At 38.4% G+C, this 18,582-nt stretch carries 20 protein-coding genes; 7 read left to right on the top strand and 13 right to left on the bottom strand.

Annotated elements, in window-relative coordinates:
• Nucleotides 1-32 precede the first annotated feature (32 nt).
• From EXE09_RS12770 to EXE09_RS12780, 3 genes are all read left to right on the top strand, one after another.
• Complete coding sequence (locus EXE09_RS12770; protein WP_068973303.1) at nt 33-1,196, top strand: acyl-CoA desaturase; 1,164 nt, start codon at nt 33-35, stop codon at nt 1,194-1,196.
• Nucleotides 1,197-1,376: 180 nt separating this feature from the next.
• On the top strand, nt 1,377-1,706 hold the full coding sequence (locus EXE09_RS12775) for a DHCW motif cupin fold protein (RefSeq protein ID WP_130117535.1): 330 nt from the start codon (nt 1,377-1,379) through the stop codon (nt 1,704-1,706).
• Nucleotides 1,707-1,787: 81 nt separating this feature from the next.
• Nucleotides 1,788-3,230 carry a protein adenylyltransferase SelO gene (locus EXE09_RS12780; protein ID WP_130117536.1) on the top strand — a complete coding sequence of 481 codons (1,443 nt, stop codon included), beginning with the start codon at nt 1,788-1,790 and terminating at the stop codon, nt 3,228-3,230.
• Nucleotides 3,231-3,292: 62 nt separating this feature from the next.
• On the opposite strand, the gene EXE09_RS18940 is transcribed toward EXE09_RS12780, so the two are convergent.
• On the bottom strand, nt 3,293-4,294 hold the full coding sequence (locus EXE09_RS18940) for a hypothetical protein (protein WP_323052797.1): 1,002 nt from the start codon (nt 4,292-4,294) through the stop codon (nt 3,293-3,295).
• Nucleotides 4,295-4,415: 121 nt separating this feature from the next.
• On the bottom strand, nt 4,416-5,825 hold the full coding sequence (locus EXE09_RS12790; RefSeq protein ID WP_130117537.1) for a hypothetical protein: 1,410 nt from the start codon (nt 5,823-5,825) through the stop codon (nt 4,416-4,418).
• A 516-nt stretch (nt 5,826-6,341) separates the two neighbouring features.
• Between EXE09_RS12790 and EXE09_RS12795 the strand changes: the two genes are divergently transcribed.
• Together EXE09_RS12795 and EXE09_RS12800 are read left to right on the top strand one after the other, a co-directional pair.
• The gene (locus EXE09_RS12795; RefSeq protein ID WP_130117538.1) at nt 6,342-6,941 is read left to right on the top strand and encodes a L,D-transpeptidase family protein; all 600 of its coding nucleotides are present in this window, start codon (nt 6,342-6,344) and stop codon (nt 6,939-6,941) included.
• 27 nt (nt 6,942-6,968) lie between these two features.
• Nucleotides 6,969-7,346: an MmcQ/YjbR family DNA-binding protein gene (locus tag EXE09_RS12800; protein ID WP_130117539.1), complete on the top strand. Its 378-nt coding sequence runs from the start codon at nt 6,969-6,971 to the stop codon at nt 7,344-7,346.
• A 175-nt stretch (nt 7,347-7,521) separates the two neighbouring features.
• On the opposite strand, the gene EXE09_RS12805 is transcribed toward EXE09_RS12800, so the two are convergent.
• Nucleotides 7,522-8,208 carry a response regulator gene (locus tag EXE09_RS12805; RefSeq protein WP_068973296.1) on the bottom strand — a complete coding sequence of 229 codons (687 nt, stop codon included), beginning with the start codon at nt 8,206-8,208 and terminating at the stop codon, nt 7,522-7,524.
• Nucleotides 8,209-8,223: 15 nt separating this feature from the next.
• Complete coding sequence (gene baeS / locus EXE09_RS12810; RefSeq protein WP_130117540.1) at nt 8,224-9,963, bottom strand: sensor histidine kinase efflux regulator BaeS; 1,740 nt, start codon at nt 9,961-9,963, stop codon at nt 8,224-8,226.
• 136 nt (nt 9,964-10,099) lie between these two features.
• Here baeS and EXE09_RS12815 point away from each other — a divergent pair, with 136 nt between their 5' ends.
• Complete coding sequence (locus tag EXE09_RS12815) at nt 10,100-10,771, top strand: hypothetical protein (RefSeq protein ID WP_130117541.1); 672 nt, start codon at nt 10,100-10,102, stop codon at nt 10,769-10,771.
• Between the two features lie 75 nt (nt 10,772-10,846).
• On the opposite strand, the gene yjgA is transcribed toward EXE09_RS12815, so the two are convergent.
• The 9 genes from yjgA to mazG all read right to left on the bottom strand — a co-directional run bounded on the left by yjgA (nt 10,847) and on the right by mazG (nt 17,687).
• Nucleotides 10,847-11,386, bottom strand: a complete 540-nt coding sequence (gene yjgA, locus EXE09_RS12820) for a ribosome biogenesis factor YjgA (protein WP_130117542.1) — start codon at nt 11,384-11,386, stop codon at nt 10,847-10,849.
• A gap of 2 nt (nt 11,387-11,388) precedes the next feature.
• Nucleotides 11,389-11,658: an HPr family phosphocarrier protein gene (locus EXE09_RS12825; RefSeq protein WP_004725933.1), complete on the bottom strand. Its 270-nt coding sequence runs from the start codon at nt 11,656-11,658 to the stop codon at nt 11,389-11,391.
• On the bottom strand, nt 11,655-12,506 hold the full coding sequence (rapZ, locus tag EXE09_RS12830) for an RNase adapter RapZ (RefSeq protein ID WP_068973292.1): 852 nt from the start codon (nt 12,504-12,506) through the stop codon (nt 11,655-11,657). Before rapZ ends, EXE09_RS12825 begins: the two co-directional genes overlap by 4 nt.
• Nucleotides 12,507-12,561: 55 nt before the next feature.
• Nucleotides 12,562-13,407, bottom strand: coding sequence for a pantoate--beta-alanine ligase (gene panC / locus EXE09_RS12835; protein ID WP_068973291.1), 846 nt, complete (start codon nt 13,405-13,407; stop codon nt 12,562-12,564).
• A 2-nt stretch (nt 13,408-13,409) separates the two neighbouring features.
• Nucleotides 13,410-14,219 carry a 3-methyl-2-oxobutanoate hydroxymethyltransferase gene (gene panB, locus EXE09_RS12840; RefSeq protein WP_068973290.1) on the bottom strand — a complete coding sequence of 270 codons (810 nt, stop codon included), beginning with the start codon at nt 14,217-14,219 and terminating at the stop codon, nt 13,410-13,412.
• Nucleotides 14,220-14,279: 60 nt separating this feature from the next.
• The gene (gene folK / locus EXE09_RS12845) at nt 14,280-14,765 is read right to left on the bottom strand and encodes a 2-amino-4-hydroxy-6-hydroxymethyldihydropteridine diphosphokinase (protein WP_130117543.1); all 486 of its coding nucleotides are present in this window, start codon (nt 14,763-14,765) and stop codon (nt 14,280-14,282) included.
• The gene (gene pcnB, locus EXE09_RS12850; RefSeq protein WP_087553559.1) at nt 14,762-16,246 is read right to left on the bottom strand and encodes a polynucleotide adenylyltransferase PcnB; all 1,485 of its coding nucleotides are present in this window, start codon (nt 16,244-16,246) and stop codon (nt 14,762-14,764) included. The genes folK and pcnB overlap by 4 nt, the downstream gene beginning before the upstream one ends.
• Before the next feature lie 192 nt (nt 16,247-16,438).
• On the bottom strand, nt 16,439-16,900 hold the full coding sequence (locus tag EXE09_RS12855) for a ComEA family DNA-binding protein (RefSeq protein WP_130117544.1): 462 nt from the start codon (nt 16,898-16,900) through the stop codon (nt 16,439-16,441).
• Nucleotides 16,875-17,687, bottom strand: coding sequence for a nucleoside triphosphate pyrophosphohydrolase (gene mazG, locus EXE09_RS12860; protein WP_130117545.1), 813 nt, complete (start codon nt 17,685-17,687; stop codon nt 16,875-16,877). Before mazG ends, EXE09_RS12855 begins: the two co-directional genes overlap by 26 nt.
• A gap of 106 nt (nt 17,688-17,793) precedes the next feature.
• On the opposite strand from mazG, the gene EXE09_RS12865 reads away from it, so the two are divergent.
• The gene (locus tag EXE09_RS12865; RefSeq protein ID WP_130117546.1) at nt 17,794-18,567 is read left to right on the top strand and encodes an SDR family oxidoreductase; all 774 of its coding nucleotides are present in this window, start codon (nt 17,794-17,796) and stop codon (nt 18,565-18,567) included.
• Nucleotides 18,568-18,582: the final 15 nt, after the last annotated feature.

An 18,582-nucleotide genomic window follows, 5' to 3' on the forward strand; every position in this document is an offset into this window, starting at 1 on the left:
CCTAATTAAGGTTCTTAGGAGTGCTGTTGGAGATGAATGCTCCCCTACCCAAAGCCCCAATAAACTGGATCGGTGTTTTTGCATTGGTATTTTTACCTATAGTTGCAATGATCGCGATCCCTTTATACGCCTATCATCATGATTTTAGTGCGGCAGCTTGGATTAGTTTATTCGTTTTACTCGGTCTCAGTAGTTTAGGTATTACTGCTGGTTATCATCGTTTATGGGCGCATCGTGCCTATGAGGCGACTTTACCACTCAAAATCATTTTGATGATTATGGGTACTTTTGCTGTACAAAACAGTATTTTATTCTGGGCTTCTGGTCACCGTACCCATCACCGTCATGTTGATGATGTCGATCAAGACCCATATTCAATCAACAACGGTTTTTGGTTCGCGCACATTGGTTGGATGTTACGTAACTATCCATCTTCTGAAGCCAACTATAAAAACGCACCAGATTTATTAAACGATAAAGTCGTGATGTTCCAAGACAAATACTACATTCCATTGGTCATTGCAGTTCATGCCGGTATTTTATTGCCAATCGGCTGGGCTGTAGGTGACATGTGGGGCGTATTATTATTGGGTGGCTTACTTCGCTTGATTTTTAGCCATCATGTGACGTTCTTCATCAACTCACTATGCCATATGTGGGGCAAGCGTCCTTATACAGACGAAAATACAGCACGTGATAACTTTATCCTTGCGATTGCGACTTGGGGCGAGGGCTATCATAACTATCACCATATTTTCCAATACGACTACCGTAATGGTGTGAAATGGTGGCAGTACGATCCGACAAAATGGCTCATTTGGTCATGCTCTAAAGTTGGTTTGGCAAAAAATCTTCGCCGTATTCCAAGCTTTAATATTAAAAAAGCTGAATTGGCAATGAAGTTTAAATATGCTGAACAAGATCTTGCGATCTATGGTCACGATGTGAACTCAGATATTGCAGCGATGAAGCAGAAAGTCTCTCAAGAATATGAAGCATTTACCCATACTTTAAATGATTGGGCTGCTTTAAAAGAGCAAGAAATTCAAGCGAAAAAAGCGGCTGTTGCTGAAAAAATTCATCAAATGGATGCCAAACTTAAAGTTGATTTCCAATTGGTTGAACAAAAACTTGCTTTTCACCGTGAGCGTTTAGAAACCTTAATGCGTGGTATTAAAAAGAACGTTGTTTCTTAATCAAATTTGCATCAATTGAAAAGCTCCGAAATGGGGCTTTTCTTTTAGCATTAAAAATCCTCTTTCTCCCTCTGGGAGATGAAGATCCTCAGAAGTCATTCTGAGTCTGCAAGGAGAGGCTTATCCAATAAAATACCCTTGAACGAATAGAACAAAACAACATTAAATAAGAGAATCAAAATGAATCTAAATAACATCCCCTTCAGCACAACCGATTGGGCAGAAATTCCAACTACTCGTCATGAGGGGGAACAAGGTTATGCACTATGGCGTACACAACAGTTTGATAACATCCGTGTACGCATTGTCGAATATTCAGAAAATTATTTAGCAGACCATTGGTGCTCTAAGGGACATATTTTACTTTGCTTAGAAGGTGAATTACATACCGAACTTGAAGATGGTCGAACTTTTACACTCAGCACTGGTATGAGCTATCAAGTGGCAGACAATGCCGAGGCTCATCGCTCATCAACGACACATGGAGCGAAGTTGTTTATTGTAGATTAAGTTGACTAAATTACTAGGGATTAATCCCATACTTCATCAAACTTTGTTATAGTTTAACCAAAGCCCTTTTGATGTTTTGTTATGAAATTCAATCCTCGCTATCCATCTCTCAATCCAAAATTCTACCATGAACAAATGCCTGCCCCACTTAAAGGTGCAAAAGTAGGACATTTCAATGTAGCTTTAGCAGATGAGTTGCAATGGTCAGAACAAGAAAAAACTGAATGGATTGAAATTTGTAGCGGGCAAAAAACCTTTCCCGAGTTTCACCCTTTGGCGATGGTCTATGCAGGACATCAATTTGGACAATGGGCAGGACAATTGGGTGATGGTCGTGGCTTACTCATCGCACAGGTTTTGAATAAGCAAGGACAAACCATTGATCTACACTTAAAAGGTGCAGGCTCGACTCCCTACTCTCGTATGGGTGATGGTCGCGCAGTTCTACGTTCTGTGATCCGTGAATATCTCGCAGGACATGCCCTCAATGCTTTAGGCGTACCATCAAGTAATTCAGTCGGTTTTACAACTTCGGAACAAGGCGTACAACGTGAAAAGTTAGAACTTGGCGCAATGATGCTACGCACCTCAGACTGTCATATTCGTTTAGGACATTTTGAATGGATCAACCAATATCAGCCCGAATTACTCAAAGAGTTTACTGAGAAATGTATTGAATGGCACTATCCAGAATATTTAGAAACTGAAAATCCAATTTTAGCCTTTGCCACCAAAGTCATTCAAAACACCGCAGTGATGATTGCCAAATGGCAATTAGTTGGTTTTGCTCACGGCGTAATGAATACCGATAACTTAAATATTACGGGTTCAACACTGGACTTTGGACCTTACGGTTTTATGGAACGTTTCCGTCCAAATTGGATCAATAATCACAGTGATTATAATGGTCGTTATACCTACCAAAATCAACCAAGTATCGCACACTGGAATCTTTGGAATTGGTTGAATAATCTCATTCCACTGGCAACGCCCGAGAATAAAGAACAATTTAAAAAAGATCTTGCCGATTGCTTAGAACATTTTGAACCGACATTTTTAGAACATTACACGCATGGTTTATGTCAAAAAATGGGCTTACCTAGTTTTCACAAAGACAGTTTTGACTGCGCAATGGCATTTTTACGAATTTTGCAAAGCGAGCAATTAGACTACACCAACAGTTTTATTCGTTTGCAGAATAAACAATATGAAGCCATTAAAGATGATTGCCTTGACCGTAGACAGTTTGAAAGCTTCTTATCACAATTTGAAAGTATCCGAGAAAACCAAGATATTGACGCCTTAGATGCTGAAATGCCGAAAGCCAATCCCATCTATATTTTACGTAATCACATGGCACAAAAAGCGATTGAGCTGGCTGATCACAATGATTTTTCAGAAGTCGATCGTTTATTTAAATTACTTAGTCGACCATTCACGAAGCAGTCTGAGTTAGAACGAGCGGAAGATTTAGCACCATTGCCAAGTGATGCTCCTGAAGTGATGGTAAGTTGTTCGTCTTAAAAATAAAGCGGAGTTTATACTCCGCACTCTTTACCCATAAAGCTTACATTCAGAATGATGAATTACCAAAAATATTGCGCATATAAATATGTACTAAAACGATGCGCATCATTGGTCGCTAAATCATCTGTTAAATATTTCAAACCAAAGTTTTTATGCTGTACAGACACGCCTAAAGATTGAGTCTGTGGTTCAATGTGTACCCCATATTTGAGTGAAGCATACTGCCAAAAACCATTCATCTGTACCAAAGTAAGATACTGATTTGAAAAACTTGTTAAGCTTAAACTCCATGGTTGATCATTACGAGAATAAGTAATTTCAGAACTGATTTTATAAGGTAACTTTTGGGTGTATTGCTTGGTCTTACTTAATTGTCCTGCCAAGTCCATACGTGGACGGCTATTCTGATCGTAACGAATACTATATTTTGTAAATGGTGCATTGTCCCAATATAAATAACTGAAAATATCTTCTGCTTGTACAGCAATATCCCAATTTTTAGCTAATTTACCCTTCACACCCAGATCTAAGGCATAACCATAACCTTTATTGGTTTGACCATTCCAACCAAGTTCATCTTCTTTTAATGCAGGTTCATCATAACTATAGTTTAAATGACCATTTAACCACTTAACCCGATCCATCAGTTCAGGCATGTTGCTTGTTTGACCTTGTGCTTGAAACTCACCATCTACATAATGCCGACCGATCAAAGCGGTTAATCCTGTCACGATCTTCCAATCAGAGTTTATATCCCAATCATAGCCAAATCTTGCACCTACAGTATCGACATGTTGAGCTTCTAGCTCCAAAGCATAATTTGAATTTGCATCAATAAGCTGATCATTTTTAATTTGATAATATAGCTTCGCCATATCCTCACTAAACCGTAATTGATAGTCATACGACCAAACCCATCCCATCGTCCAATGATCATGCTGAGTTTCAAGTTTCATTTTACCTGAAGCAAAAGCATTCTTTCCTTTTTCCAAACGTGGGCTATCCCAATCATTCAAAAAAGCATGTACAGAAACAGGATCACTATATAATTCGGCATTCAATGAAAATTTCGCTGATTGTTCAGCAAAACAGAATGACGGTAAAAGCATTAAAAATATTAGGTTTTTATTCATTTAATATAAAAGAAGACAGCGCATGCTGTCTTCTTCTCACTCGTTAAAATTAAGGTGTAATGTAAACAATAGTATTATCAGTGAACTTAACAGCGTATTGACCTGAAGACGTTTTAGTAATCGTTCCATAACTTGTCGTACCGACTTTTACGTCAGCCTGTTGGAAATTTCGAATATCATTAATTTGCACAAAAGCACCATTTTTATGCTTAATCAAACTGTCAATCACAGGTTTTTCGACAGTAATATCTTGTGATTCAAATGCAATATCCAAAGCATTTTTATCTACAGCAACCGCTACATTTGCAATGCCTTTTAAATATTCAGCACGTTTCGCAGTCACATCGATACTAAATGGTGTAGGAGCAGCATTGGCACCTTTTAATTTACCAGATAACTTAACTGCCAAGTCTGCATTGATAAAGTTCAGTTTAGTTTCACCTTGGCTAATATCAATCACTTTAGTTAAATCATTATTTAATTTAATGCTAGCATCTAAATCTAATACTTCTTGCAGATATGCAACTTGCCCCTTCAATGTCAAATTATATGGAATAAGTTGTTCATTGGTCGATTGACCATTGCTAAATTTAACTGCTTTAGCGTCAAAAGAAACTTCGCTTAACGTTGCTTTCACATCTGCACTTTCAAAGACTAAACCTTTAAGCTGTAAAGACGCTTGATTTAGTTCCGCCTCTTGGTTTTCCAAAGTGTCAGTTACTGGATATACCAACTTAGCAGTACTGTCAGCAGTAAAGCTAAATTTAGCTTTTTGCTGTGCTGAATTGGTCACTTCAATTGAGCCACCATTTGCAATTTTGAAATTATAAGTACTTTGACTTGCAACAAAAGGGGCTTCAACTACAAAATTTGTCACATTTACTTTTGCTTGATTGGCGTAAATAAAGTTGTCTTTATTGGTATACCAGTCAGGATTTCCCCATTCCCAATTATCTAAATCTTTAAAATCATCCCAGTAGGCAACATCCGCAGAACCAGTAACTTTGACAGAATTAGCACTTACTTGTATCTGTAATGTGCTATTTTTTATGTCGTACCCAAGTGGATAATCATTTTGGATGGCATCATTTTTTAATAATAATTCCAACTCTGCGGCATTATATTGTTTTGTCTGACCTTTTGAATCTTCTTGTGCTAGTTCTGCTAAAGTAAGCACAATGTCAGCACCACGACTTAAATCCGAAGCTGTATTATTAATCACTTCAACAGGTGTCTTATAGTTATCTGCAATATCTTGAAAACCATCGTAATATGAAATAATTGCTTTTGTTGTTTCAATTAATTGTTTTGCTTTATCTAAATCCGAAGCCGGTGTAGTAACACTACCACCGCCTGTTCCACCACTACTGTTTGAATTTTCATTTGATGATCCTCCCCCTCCACACGCCACCAAAGCCGAGCTACACATCAACACAAGCAATGTTTTTTTCAATAACATGAGATATCCTTTTTATGAACGGATTCAAAAGTAATTTTTTGTAAATATAAAACTTTTTAAAAATATCTTTTTATGCTTGAAATTTCAACATAATTTAGACAAAAATATTAATATTTTGATAATAATAAAATACTTATTCAAAATACCTAATAAGTATGCAAACCTAAAATAAAATCGTCACACAAAATAAGCAGCCAAAATTTATTACATAAATAAACATTTAACACATAAAATATTCATTAAAAATAAAAGTTAAATTTCCATCATTCAAAATAAACAAGAAAATCCATTACTGTTTGAAAATTTCTTTGATGCGAATAATCAATAATGAAACTAAATCCAAAGCAAAGTGAAATAAAATAGCATTAATTATCCATCAAACTTACCCACAAATTCTGTGGATAACCATGTGCTTATCCACAGGATAAATCCACAATCACAAAACAACCACAGCTTTCGCATTTAAAATGAATAAAATTTAGACAATACATAGTTTTACATTGTTTATAACTCAAAATGAATAAAAACTTTATCTTTCTCATTATCGTGATTTGCTTATTCAGCATTGCAGGTACGTTTGCCTATCAAAAATATCAGAAATACCTGCCGACAACTCAAACTGAAATTACAGTCCATAATCTATCAGAACAAGAAATTGCGCAGATTCGCCAAAATACTCCGATTACAGAAGTTAAAGTCTATAAAACAGATCGTGTAGTCAAACTCATGCACCGGAGTCAAATTATTCAAACCTATCCAATGCGTTTAGGTTTTGATCCAATTGGGCATAAAGTCAAAGAAGGTGATGGCAAGACTCCAGAAGGGCAATATATTTTGGATTGGCGCAATCCAAAAAGTGCATTTTATAAATCACTCCATGTCAGTTATCCAAATGCGGAGGATAAGGCAAAAGCCAAACAACTCGGTGTTTCCCCAGGGGGTGACATTATGATTCATGGCTCGGCGACGACTTCACAAATTGAAAAACTGCCGAACCTCATGACCTATTTACCCCGAAATGATTGGACGTGGGGCTGCATTGCAGTTAGAAATGTAGATATGGACGAAATTTGGAAATTGGTCGATGATGGTACACTCATCAGTATTTTTCCATAATGATCGATTTTTAAATGTGAGGGTGAGATGACAGGCAATGATATTCAAGCGTTTGCTTTAAAAATAGCAGCACAATTACCCAAAGCCGAGTTAGATTACCCTTTTGGCGAAGACATCCATGTGTATAAAATTATGGGCAAAGTCTTCATGCTGTTTTTTGATTTAAATGGCAAAGAAATGGTGAATCTCAAAGTGCAACCTGAACATAGTGAAATGCTGAGAGATGTGTATGAATCTATCCATACAGGCTATCACATGAATAAACGACATTGGATCTCAATCTATGAGGGTGAACAAATTACAAAGGAACTGATCGAAGACCTTGTCCAAAACTCGTATGCCTTAGTCGTGAAAACTTTAACTAAAGCACAAAAACAAGTTTTAGCGATCCATAGCCAAGTTTAGGTGAATAAATCCAGTTTGACTCAAAATTTATTATTCCAAATGAGAATATATACTTTAAATATTATTTATATGTTTTATTTCTGAGCTATTAAATTACAAGTTATAAACATTTACCCACAAAAACTGTGGATAAACCTGTGTTTATCCACAAAACATATTTCAAATTGTAAATTTTTTAATCTTCTGGATACTCGAAGCGATAGCCTACTCCGTAAACAGCTTGTACCCATTCATGACGGTTTCCAGTTTCGGCTGCTTCCGAAATTTTACGACGTAAGTTCTTGATATGACTATCAATAACACGGTCTGCAACATCAAAACTGTCTGGGTTGATATGGTCTAAAAGTTGCGCACGCGAATAGACTTGACCTAAATGTTCGAGGAAAAGCTCTAAAAGACGAAATTCAGTTGGCGTTAAATTCAACGATTTTTGTTGATACCAGATACGTTGTTGTGCTTTATCGATACGGAATAAATCATTGGCTTCAGGTTCAGCCTTGCGTTCTAAACGACGCAACACCGCTTGAACACGTGCCACCAATTCTTTAGGACTAAACGGTTTACAGACATAATCATCTGCACCCATATTTAAGCCCAATACACGATCGATTTCCTCAGTTCGCGCAGTCACCATAATGATCGGTAAGTCAGTTTGCTCACGGACTTTACGGCAAATGGTTAAACCATCCATCCGAGGTACCATCAAATCCAAAACCATCAAACTTGGTTTACGCTGTAAATAACTGTCATATGCTTCCTGACCATCATGAAACATACTGACCTCAAAGCCTGCTGCTTCTAGATAATCTCGCACCAACTGCGCAAGTTCAACTTCATCTTCTACCAGCATGATATGCTTCATGTTGTGCTTTTCCTTTTAAACTTTTGTATGTTTTGAAAATGTCAGTTTGCAACGCAAACCACCGAGTGGTGAATGATCAAACGTCAATTGACCACCTAAAGCTTGGGCAATTTTACCCGATAACGCCAAACCTAAACCTGTTCCACCTGTGCTACGTGTACGTGAATCATCCACACGATAGAAACGTTCACCCAAACGCGCAATCTGCTCATCACTTAAGCCCAGTGGACTATCATCCACGATCACAGTCCATGAATCTGCATCTTGAATGGTATGCACTTGAACTTCTCCACCTGCTTCAGTGTAGCGAATGCTATTACCCAACAAGTTGACCATAATTTGCTTAAAGCGATCTATATCTAATTGTAATTTTACATGTTCACCTGTTGCTGAAATTGTTAAATCCGCCTGTTCAAACTTCGGTTTAAAGTTTTCAACCTCTTGCAAAACCACAGCCCAAGGATCAATTTCAGCAAAATAACATTTCAATTGCTGTGCTTCAGCTTGCGCTAAATCGGCTAAATCCTGCGTCAATTTTTTTAGACTGGTGACTTGACGTAACATCGCTTCAAAATGCTCAGGTGTTGGTTTACGAATTCCGTCTTGCATCGCTTCAATCTGTGCTTGCAATACTGCCAATGGTGTTTTAAATTCATGCGAAGTATCCGCAACCCATTGACGACGTGAAGTTTCATGTTGATCAAGAATTGTGGCTAATTCATTAATCTCATTGGATAAATCCCCCAACTCATCATTACGCTTTACAGTCACTTGATGTTGAAAATTGCCTTTGGTTAATTCTCTTGTTGCGTTCAATAAACGTTGAATTGGCTGTTTAAAATAGGTTGCCAATAATAATGCCGCCACCAAGCTAGTCAAAAAGCTCAGAATATAAATGAGAACCAAATAGCGCGTTTGATTACTAAAAAAGTTAATACTGAGTGCATCATCTTGATCTAAAACTGGTTTTAAACCTAAATAACCCACCACTTTATTATTCACTGTGATCGGACGGTAAGATACTTGCTCACTCGATGGTTCGCCCAAAATAAACTGATGATTGACATCATAAAGTGAAAGTCGTGAACTTAATCCGAGCCGATCAGGCATGGCAATGAACATTTTTTTGCCTTTTTGAGAATCACCAGTAGTCCGCATGGTATCAGGGGGTGGCAACTCTTTAGATGGCGGATTATCACTTTGTGGGCGAGGCTGTGACGAATTTTGTGATGTATTCTGTGATGAGTTCTTACGATCCGCAGGTGGTCTAAATAAATTTTGATTGGCACTTAAAGGGAATCGAAGACCTTCAAAAGGCTGGTATTGTGAAGGTAAATTTTCTTCAAGTATTTTTAGCTCAGTTTGATCAAGTTGCCCCTGTCCGACATTTGCATTGGCAACGACAGAATTAACAACTGTATGTTCTTTAAAATATTTTTGCTGTAACGAAATATCATACTGACGACGTAACCACCAACGAGAAAGCTTGTCGTAGTCATCAGGCGCTGCTTCACCCTCAATTTGTAAAATTTGTGCTTGAACAGCATTCCCCCAGTCTTGATAGACACCATAGACCCCTGCCAAATTTTCAATCAAATGATCGAGTTTCTGCATCTCAACATCTGCAACATATTTGGCAAAATTCTTCTGCATCGTCCAATGCAATACCCCCAAACTCACAGTTGTAATTAACAAGGTCGTTAATAAAACTGTGAGGAATAAGCGTAATGCAATGGGGACTCGGCGTATTTTCAAAACTGATCTCGCATTTTTCTTCTCATTTCAACATTGTACCCAACACTTGTTTAAAATACTCTCCATTGTTTCTACATCATTATTATTTAATCTTTACTGATCGACAAAACATAGAACATTCATTGGAGTAGCAACAATGAAAGCAATGACAAAAATCGCTTTAGTATCCGCAAGTGTTTTAGCAATGGGGGCTTTAACCGCTTGTCAGTCCAACCCTAGTCCTAAAGAAGGGCACGATGGTCGTGGCATGATGCATGGTGATAAACATCATAGAATGTCACCAGAACAACGTGAGCAAATGAAACAAATGCGTGCTGAACGTCATGAGTTTAAGAAATTAGCGCAAACTGCCTGTGACAATAAAGCCGTCGGTTCTACAGTTTCATTCAAAGTCAACGAAAAGTCTGTTGAAGGTACTTGTGCAATCAACTTCCATCCAGATCGTGGTGCAATGAAAGCCTTACGTGATACAGATCGTGTCAAAGATCATGATAATCGCCATGACCGTCATCACTTTAAGCGTGGTCAAGAATTAACAGCAGATCAAAAAGCACAGTTCGAACAACAACGTGCTGAACGTAAAGCTCAATTTGAACAAAAGCGTGCTGAACGCCAAGCAAAATGGGACGCAATCCAAAGCGCATGCAATGGACAAACGAATGGTAAGCAAATTCAAGCCAAAGTTGATGACAAATTAATTGCGGGCACCTGCGTAGTACATTTCAAACCGAATGCACGTCCAGACATGATGGGGAAACCTATGCATGCACCTGCACCAGTTGATGCACCTGTGCCACCCAAAGCATAAGCGCGTGATGATTTAAATTGCAGACATAAAAAAACGACCATATTTGGTCGTTTTTTCTATGCAACAGAGATGCAATTACTTTGAATTATCAGAAATTAAAGCCACTTGTTGCGCATAATTCAGCAATTTTAACTTAGATGCTTCTAATTCTTCAGCAGAAACTTGTTTTGTAATATCACGATGAATACGCAAAACATGCTGACGTAAAGAATGACTTTCTGCAGCATTATACGATTTACAAAATTCTTTAATCGCAGGATCACGTTGTTCAATCATACGATCCACCCAACGATCCAATTGCGCTAATTTCTTGGCACCTTGCTTTGGCGTTAAATAAGACAAAATTATTGCCTCATCTTCATTACGCAGCAATTTACCAATACGCTGAAACTGACGACGACGTGCTTCAAAAGATGTAATGAATTGTACATCTAATAGAGCTTCGATCAAACGCTCTTCAACAGGTAAAGCTTCGATTTGCTTCTTTGACAACTCAGCGAGTTGCTCACCTAAAGCAGCCATGCGTTGCACAGCTTTCTTCTGTTCGGTTTTACTTGCACGCCCTTCTAAAGAATCAAAATCATCTTCAGTAAAACGTTGCGGACGACGTGCCACGATTATTCTGCCTCGTAAAATTTATCTGCGAATAATGCTTGAACTTCAGACAAAGCTTTTTCTTCATCTGCACCATCAATCACTAGACGCAAAGTTGTTCCTTTACCTGCTCCGAGCATGAGTAAAGAAAGGATATTCTTGGCATCGACCAATTTATCACCCTTACCAATTTGAATAGAACATTTAAACTTGGTAGTGACTTCGATTAGTTTTCCAGATGCACGCGCATGTAACCCTAATTTATTAATTACGTCAACAGTTGTGTCGATCATGACCAGTGCTTCATTTCTCTATGTAATACTTGAATGGGCCATTTCGACTCAAGAGCCTGCTTCAACCGATCCACAATATAAACCGAACGATGTTGACCACCCGTACAGCCGATTGACACCGTAATATAGTGACGATGTCCTTCTGCAAAAGCAGGCAACCACTTATTTAAAAACGCATAGATGTCTAGATACATCTCATTTGCTTGTTCGCTGGCTTCTAAAAACTTACGCACAGGTTCATCTAAACCTGAAAATTTACGCAATTCTAAATCCCAATGAGGATTCGGCAAATGCCTGACATCAAAAACAAAATCTGCATCTAATGGAATACCATGTTTATATCCAAAAGATTGCAAAATTAAAATGAGTTTATCGGACTGTCCGAGTTTGGACAATAAGGTATCTTTTAAATCATGTACACTTTTATCTGTTGTATCTATATGTACTGTTGCGCGAAGTTGAATTGGCAACAGTAAATTTTTTTCTTCTTGAATACATTCATTCAAACTTTGAAAACGATTGGACAATGGATGTGGACGACGTGACGCACTAAACCGTGAAATCAGTTCCTGATCACGTGTAGTCAAATAAATAACATCAACACTACCGTGTCTTTGGATTTGCTGAAAAACCTGATCAAAACCCTGTAAATCTTCACGAGCACTACGCACATCGACACCGAGTGCGAGTAAATCTAAATTATTTTCTTTATCTAATTTTTCAACAATTTCAGGAAGCAATGCCAAAGGCAAATTATCAATACAGTAATAACCCAAATCTTCAAGCACCTGCAATGCAGATGATTTACCTGAACCAGATTGTCCTGTCACGATAAGTATGCGCTTCATGGCATGGCGATTCCTAATACATAGCTAAACTAAATCACTGAATGAGCAAATAAAGTTAAGCAGAATGTTTGACTTGTAAATTGTCGATCAAGCGAGTTTTGCCCAATTTTGCTGCGATAAACAATACAACATCTTGGTCAAATTGTTCAACCTTTTGTAGCATTGGACTGCGTGCTTCCACATAATCCACCACCAAACCCGCACCAGTTAGACTTGTACGAATTTGCGACAAGGTATCAAGCAATGATTTCCCTGCGTGTAGATCTTGTTCCGCAGTTTTCAAGGTCTTGTAAATCACAGGTGCCGTTTGACGATCTTGTTCAGACAAATACCCATTACGCGAGCTTAAAGCGAGACCATCTTCTGCACGTGCGATTGGCACGCCTATCACTTCAATTGACATATTCAAATCTTGAACCAACTGTTTAATCACAGCCAATTGTTGATAATCTTTTTGCCCAAAGAATGCAAAATTGGGTTGAACAATATTAAATAATTTTGTCACGACAACAGCGACGCCATCAAAATGACCAGGGCGCTGTAAGCCACATAAATCATTGGTAATATCACTCACGCTAATATTGGTTAAACGTGGATGCTTACCATACATTTGTTCAACTGAGGGTGCAAAAACGATGTCGCACCCAACTTCTGCAAGCAAATGACTGTCTTGCTCTAAAGTACGTGGATAGTTATCGAAATCTTCATTTGGACCAAATTGAATGGGATTCACGAAAATACTAACCACCACAACATCACATAATTTACGAGCTTCACGAACAAGGTTTAAATGCCCTTGATGTAAATTACCCATCGTGGGAACAAAGCCGATGATTTTACGTGCCGCTCGAGCAGGATTAAGTGATGCTGTTAATCCTTGGATGGTAGTTTCTGTTTTCATGTTTACAGCTCGACTTGGAAAGTATGTTCTTTCGCAGGGAATGATTGATCTAGCACCGCAGCATGAAATGCCTTAAATGCATCAACAATTGCTGTTTCGCCTGCTTGTTCTTTCATAAAATTACGCACAAAACGTGCCACTTTACCAAAAGTCAGTCCTAGCATATCTTGAACCACGAGGACTTGACCATCAGTCTCTACACCTGCACCAATACCAATCACAGGTACATGCGGGAATAATTCAGTGATTTCTTTACCCATTTGAGCAGGAACGCATTCAAGCAATAACATTGCTGCGCCAGCTTCAACCACAGCTTTACAATCAGCAATCAGTTGATCCGCAGCTTCACGTGTTTTGGCTTGTAGTTTATAACCACCAAACACATGTACAGATTGCGGTGTTAAACCTAAGTGTACACAAACAGGAATACCGTTTCGTGTCAAAACTTTAACTGTTTCAGCCAGCCACTCACCACCCTCAATTTTCACCATTTGAGCACCCGCTTGCATCACGGTTTTAGAATTGACCAACGCATCATTCAGCGTTGCATAACTCATAAATGGTAAATCACAAAGAATAAAAGAATGTTGATTGGCACGACGTACAGCAGCTGTATGGTATGCCATATCTGCAACGGTCACAGGCAAAGTGGAATCATGCCCTTGGATTGTCATCCCTAAAGAATCGCCAATTAAAATAGTATCAATTTCTGCGACTTCCATGCCACGCGCCATACTTGCATCATAGCAAGTCAAGCATGAAAATTTACGTCCTTGAGTTTTGAATTGTCTTAAATCGCTTAGACTAATCATGACAATATTCCTCTATCAATGAGAGTTCTTTCAATGAAAGTGTTGTGTACATTCAACAGTTCAGTCTGCCCAAGCCTGATCTGCAAGCACGGTCAATGTTGAATGTGATACAAGTTCTAAATTTTGTAATAATTGTCCATTTACTCGAAGCTCAGCATCTAAGTCCAATAAAGGAATCACCACAAAATCACGCTCTAAGATACCAACATGTGGCACTGTGAGTCGCTCATTTATAATGTTTTTTTCAGCATAAAGCAAAAGGTCAAGATCTAAAGTTCGCTCTCCCCAACGACGTAAACGAACACGACCTGATTCATTTTCAATGCGTTGCAACTCATCTAACAAATCTAAAGGGGCTAAATGAGTGTTTAATTCTACAACAGCATTGTGATAATTCGGTTGATCTTGAGGTCCCATCGGAGGGCTTTGATACAGCTTAGAGACACTGACCTTACCCAATTTTCTAAGTTGCTCTACGGCTTCTCGTAAAATCTGCTTAGAATCCCCTAAATTACTACCTAAACCAACGTAGGTCTTATTTATCATTGCGTTGGCCCAAAGATCACTTTGGTCAAATCACGTTGTACACGGCGACGTTTGGTGATCGGATGATCTGCTGTAATTTCACCCGTATTGACTGTAGTTTTTGCTGATCTAAAATCACCAGATGATGCAGACGAATTTGGCTTACTGCGTGAGCGACGACTACGTGATTCTTGCTCTTTTACCAATGGCTCAATGTGTGTCGAAACCGCTTTATTTTCGTCCACAACAGCCTTATCACCTGTTACAGGGTCTGCGACTTTTTTACGACTCTTAGCACGTTGACGATTGTAGCTGCTAATCGCACGCTCTTTCTCGTCCGTTGACATATTTTGATAAGCATCCCACCACGCGCCCATCCCATTGGTGGTAGTATCGCCTGATTTTTCTCTTAACAATAAAAAGTCGAAACCTGCACGAAAGCGTGCATGACTTGAAAGTGCTTCAATTTGCTGAGGTTTAGGGCTAAGTAAACGACTTTGCATTTCCCAAACTTCACGAATAAAGGTTTCAGCAAAACGAGGAATAATGGTTCGAGTCGCTTGACGTTTTAATACATCAAGCCCTGCTTGCGCACGTGCTTCAGCAGCAACCACGCCTTTGCCTTGATAAAACTCACAACGTGCTTGGAAGTTATTCCACAACAATACCGCATAGAAAAATGCAGGGTTGATGGTTTTACCAATTTGAATACGTTGATCGGTATTTTTTGCAGCACGCTCAATGAATTGAGTAATTTCAGGGGTGATGTCAGCAAACAATTGCTTCCAAATACCAAACTCAATCAGCATCGGCATCACACGATGCAAATGCCCCATGGTAAATAATTTTTGTGACTCATCGTATAAGCGATGTGGTGATACATCACGTAACAGATTAGTCATTTCAGGGGTAAAGATTTTTAAAATTTCAGGATCAATACTGAAATTCAACTTCGCTGCGAAACGCAAAGTACGCAACATCCGTACAGGATCTTCTTCAAAACGTAAGGTTGGATCCCCCAAAAGACGTAATTTTTTATCTTTTATATCGTCATAAGCATGGCAAAAATCAAGTACTTCATCTTTACGTGGTTGATAGTACATGGCATTAATCGAGAAATCACGACGTGCAAAGTCTTGCTCAATCGTGCCCCAATTATTATCACGTAAGATCATGCCTTGCGCAGAAGTAATCGCCTTTTTCGGAGGCGCACGGAATGTTGCTACTTCAATCAACTCACGACCAGAATAGACATGTGCCAATTCAAAACGTCGTCCGATAATTCGGCAACGGCGACCAAACACTTCTTTAACCTGTGATGGTGTTGCATTGGTGACTGCATCGAAATCTTTCGGATTTAAGCCAAGCATTAAATCACGCACACCACCACCGACTATATAAGCTTCATAGCCAGCTTTGGTTAAAGAATCAATAACATCTAAAATGGAAGAAGGTAATTGAGCGGTGGATAAGCCACACTTTGACGCACGCAAAGTTTGCAAAAGACACTGTCTCCTACGTCAGGACGTAAAAATCATAATTGTGCTAATCATATCGCTTACACAACTAAAGGGCAATTTGAATCTCGAATTCTTCATAGTAAATTCAAAAAATGAATAGTGCTTTCGATGCGATTTAATCACACCCCTCCCTTCCAAAAATTATGATATAAATCAATAATAAATATTAGTTTACTATAAACTTAATTGGCTTTTATTTTTTTCTAACAGCTTAAGGCCTATTCCTTTTACCTTTTGCAAATCATCAATACTATTAAATTTTCCATTCTGATTACGATAATCAATGATCGCCTGCGCTTTCTTCGCACCCACACCATTCAGCTGTTGCAATTGCTCTAAATTTGCAGAATTTAAGCTAATTTTAGAACCAGAACTCAGCTGTGAAATCTGCTTTGAAGATGAAGGCTGATTTGAACGGCTTGAAGATGTCGATAAACTTGGTTTTGACAAATAATAGTTATCGTCTTGCTTTTTTAACTTAGCATCCTGCGCTTGCTGTTCAGCTTTCCATTTTAAATAGGCATGATCAAATTGTTGTGCATACACATTCGACGACATCCCCAACAATAGAAGCCATAGAATGGCGAATATATTTAATTTTTCTAAATGATTATTTCGCAACACCTGAATTTTCATGGATAACCTGTTGTTTTAGTTTTAGCTTTGCTTGATCCCAAAGTTGATCCATTTCTTCTAAAGTACAATCTTCTAATTGTTTATTTTTAAAATTGATTTGTTCTTCAATATAAGCAAAGCGAGTTTTAAATTTATGAATAGTGCCTAAAAGCGCCATTTCACTTGATATGCCTAGTTTACGTCCAACATTAATTAAAGAAAATAAACAATCACCAAATTCATCCAACATTTCATCGGATTTTCCAGACTCCATCGCTTCTTCAAACTCAGCTAATTCTTCTTTGACTTTTTCATAAGCTTGAACTGCTTCAGGAAAATCAAATCCAATCTTCGCAACATTCTTTTGAATATCTTCAGCTTGCGACAAGGCAGGACCATGTTTTACCGTATCTAAACGTGATTGGAGTTTGCCCTGCTTGGCTTTTTGTTGCTTCTCTTGATGCTTAATGTCTTGCCATAAAGATGAGACTTGTTCAGGGGTTAATTGCTCAAACTTTTCTTTTTCAAATACATGCGGATGACGACGAATTAGCTTTTGACAAATCGCATCAACCACATCATCAAAGTTAAAAGCACCTTGTTCACTATACATTTGTGACTGAAACACCACTTGTAGTAGTAAATCGCCCAATTCATTTTTCACTTCTTCAACATCGCCAATACGAACAGCTTCTTCGACCTCATACGCTTCTTCAATCGCATAACGCGTCAAACTTTCAGGGCTTTGCTCTCGATCCCAAGGACATTCTGCACGTAACTGCTTCATAATGCTTAATAACTGTTCCATTTTATATCCTTTAAGATCAATCACAAATGACGCTTTAGAACTTGTGATCATTGTTCATTTATGTTCAACTCAATTCAATCTAAATAAAACAAAAACGGAGATTGCCATGAGTCAAAGCATTTTTATCAGTGGTTCAGCGCAAGGGATTGGCGCTGCGATTGCTCGCCTATTCTATCAACAAGGCTATAAAGTTGGTATTTATGATATCAATGAAACTCAGGCGCAGGCTTTGGCTGATCAATTGGGACACAATGCAAAAGCTGGAAAACTCGATGTCAGTGACTATGCACAATGGCAAACTGCACTAGAGGAGTTTTCTCAATGGGCAGGCGAACTCAATATTTTAGTCAATAATGCGGGTATTCTCTATTCAGGGGATTTTGAAAAAACCGACATTTCAGCCCATCATCGAACAATTGCTATTAATGTTAATGGTGTATTGAATGGGTGCCATGCCGCATTACCTTATTTGCGAAAAGCCAAATTTGCACGGATCATCAATCTTTCTTCGGCATCTGCAATTTATGGACAGGCAGATTTAGTATCTTATTCTGCCAGTAAGTTTGCTGTCCGTGGCATCACAGAAGGCTTAGATACAGAGTGGCAAAAATATGGCATTCGCGTTTTAGATGTCATGCCACTGTTTGTGCAAACTGCGATGGTTAAAAATATGGATGCAGGTACGATTCAAAAAATAGGGGTTGATCTAAACCCACAAGATGTTGCCGAGCAAATTCTGACTTTAGCCAAAGCCAAAGGGACAATTCTTACTACAACTCACACACTCATCGGTTTCAAAACCAAAATTTTGTATCAACTGTCCAATATTAGCCCGCAGATTATCAACCGCTTGACTAATCTCATTATTTCAAAAAAGTAAAAACAATAAAAAGTC

The organism is Acinetobacter sp. WCHAc060025 (assembly GCF_004209355.1).
Lineage (GTDB): Bacteria > Pseudomonadota > Gammaproteobacteria > Pseudomonadales > Moraxellaceae > Acinetobacter > Acinetobacter wuhouensis.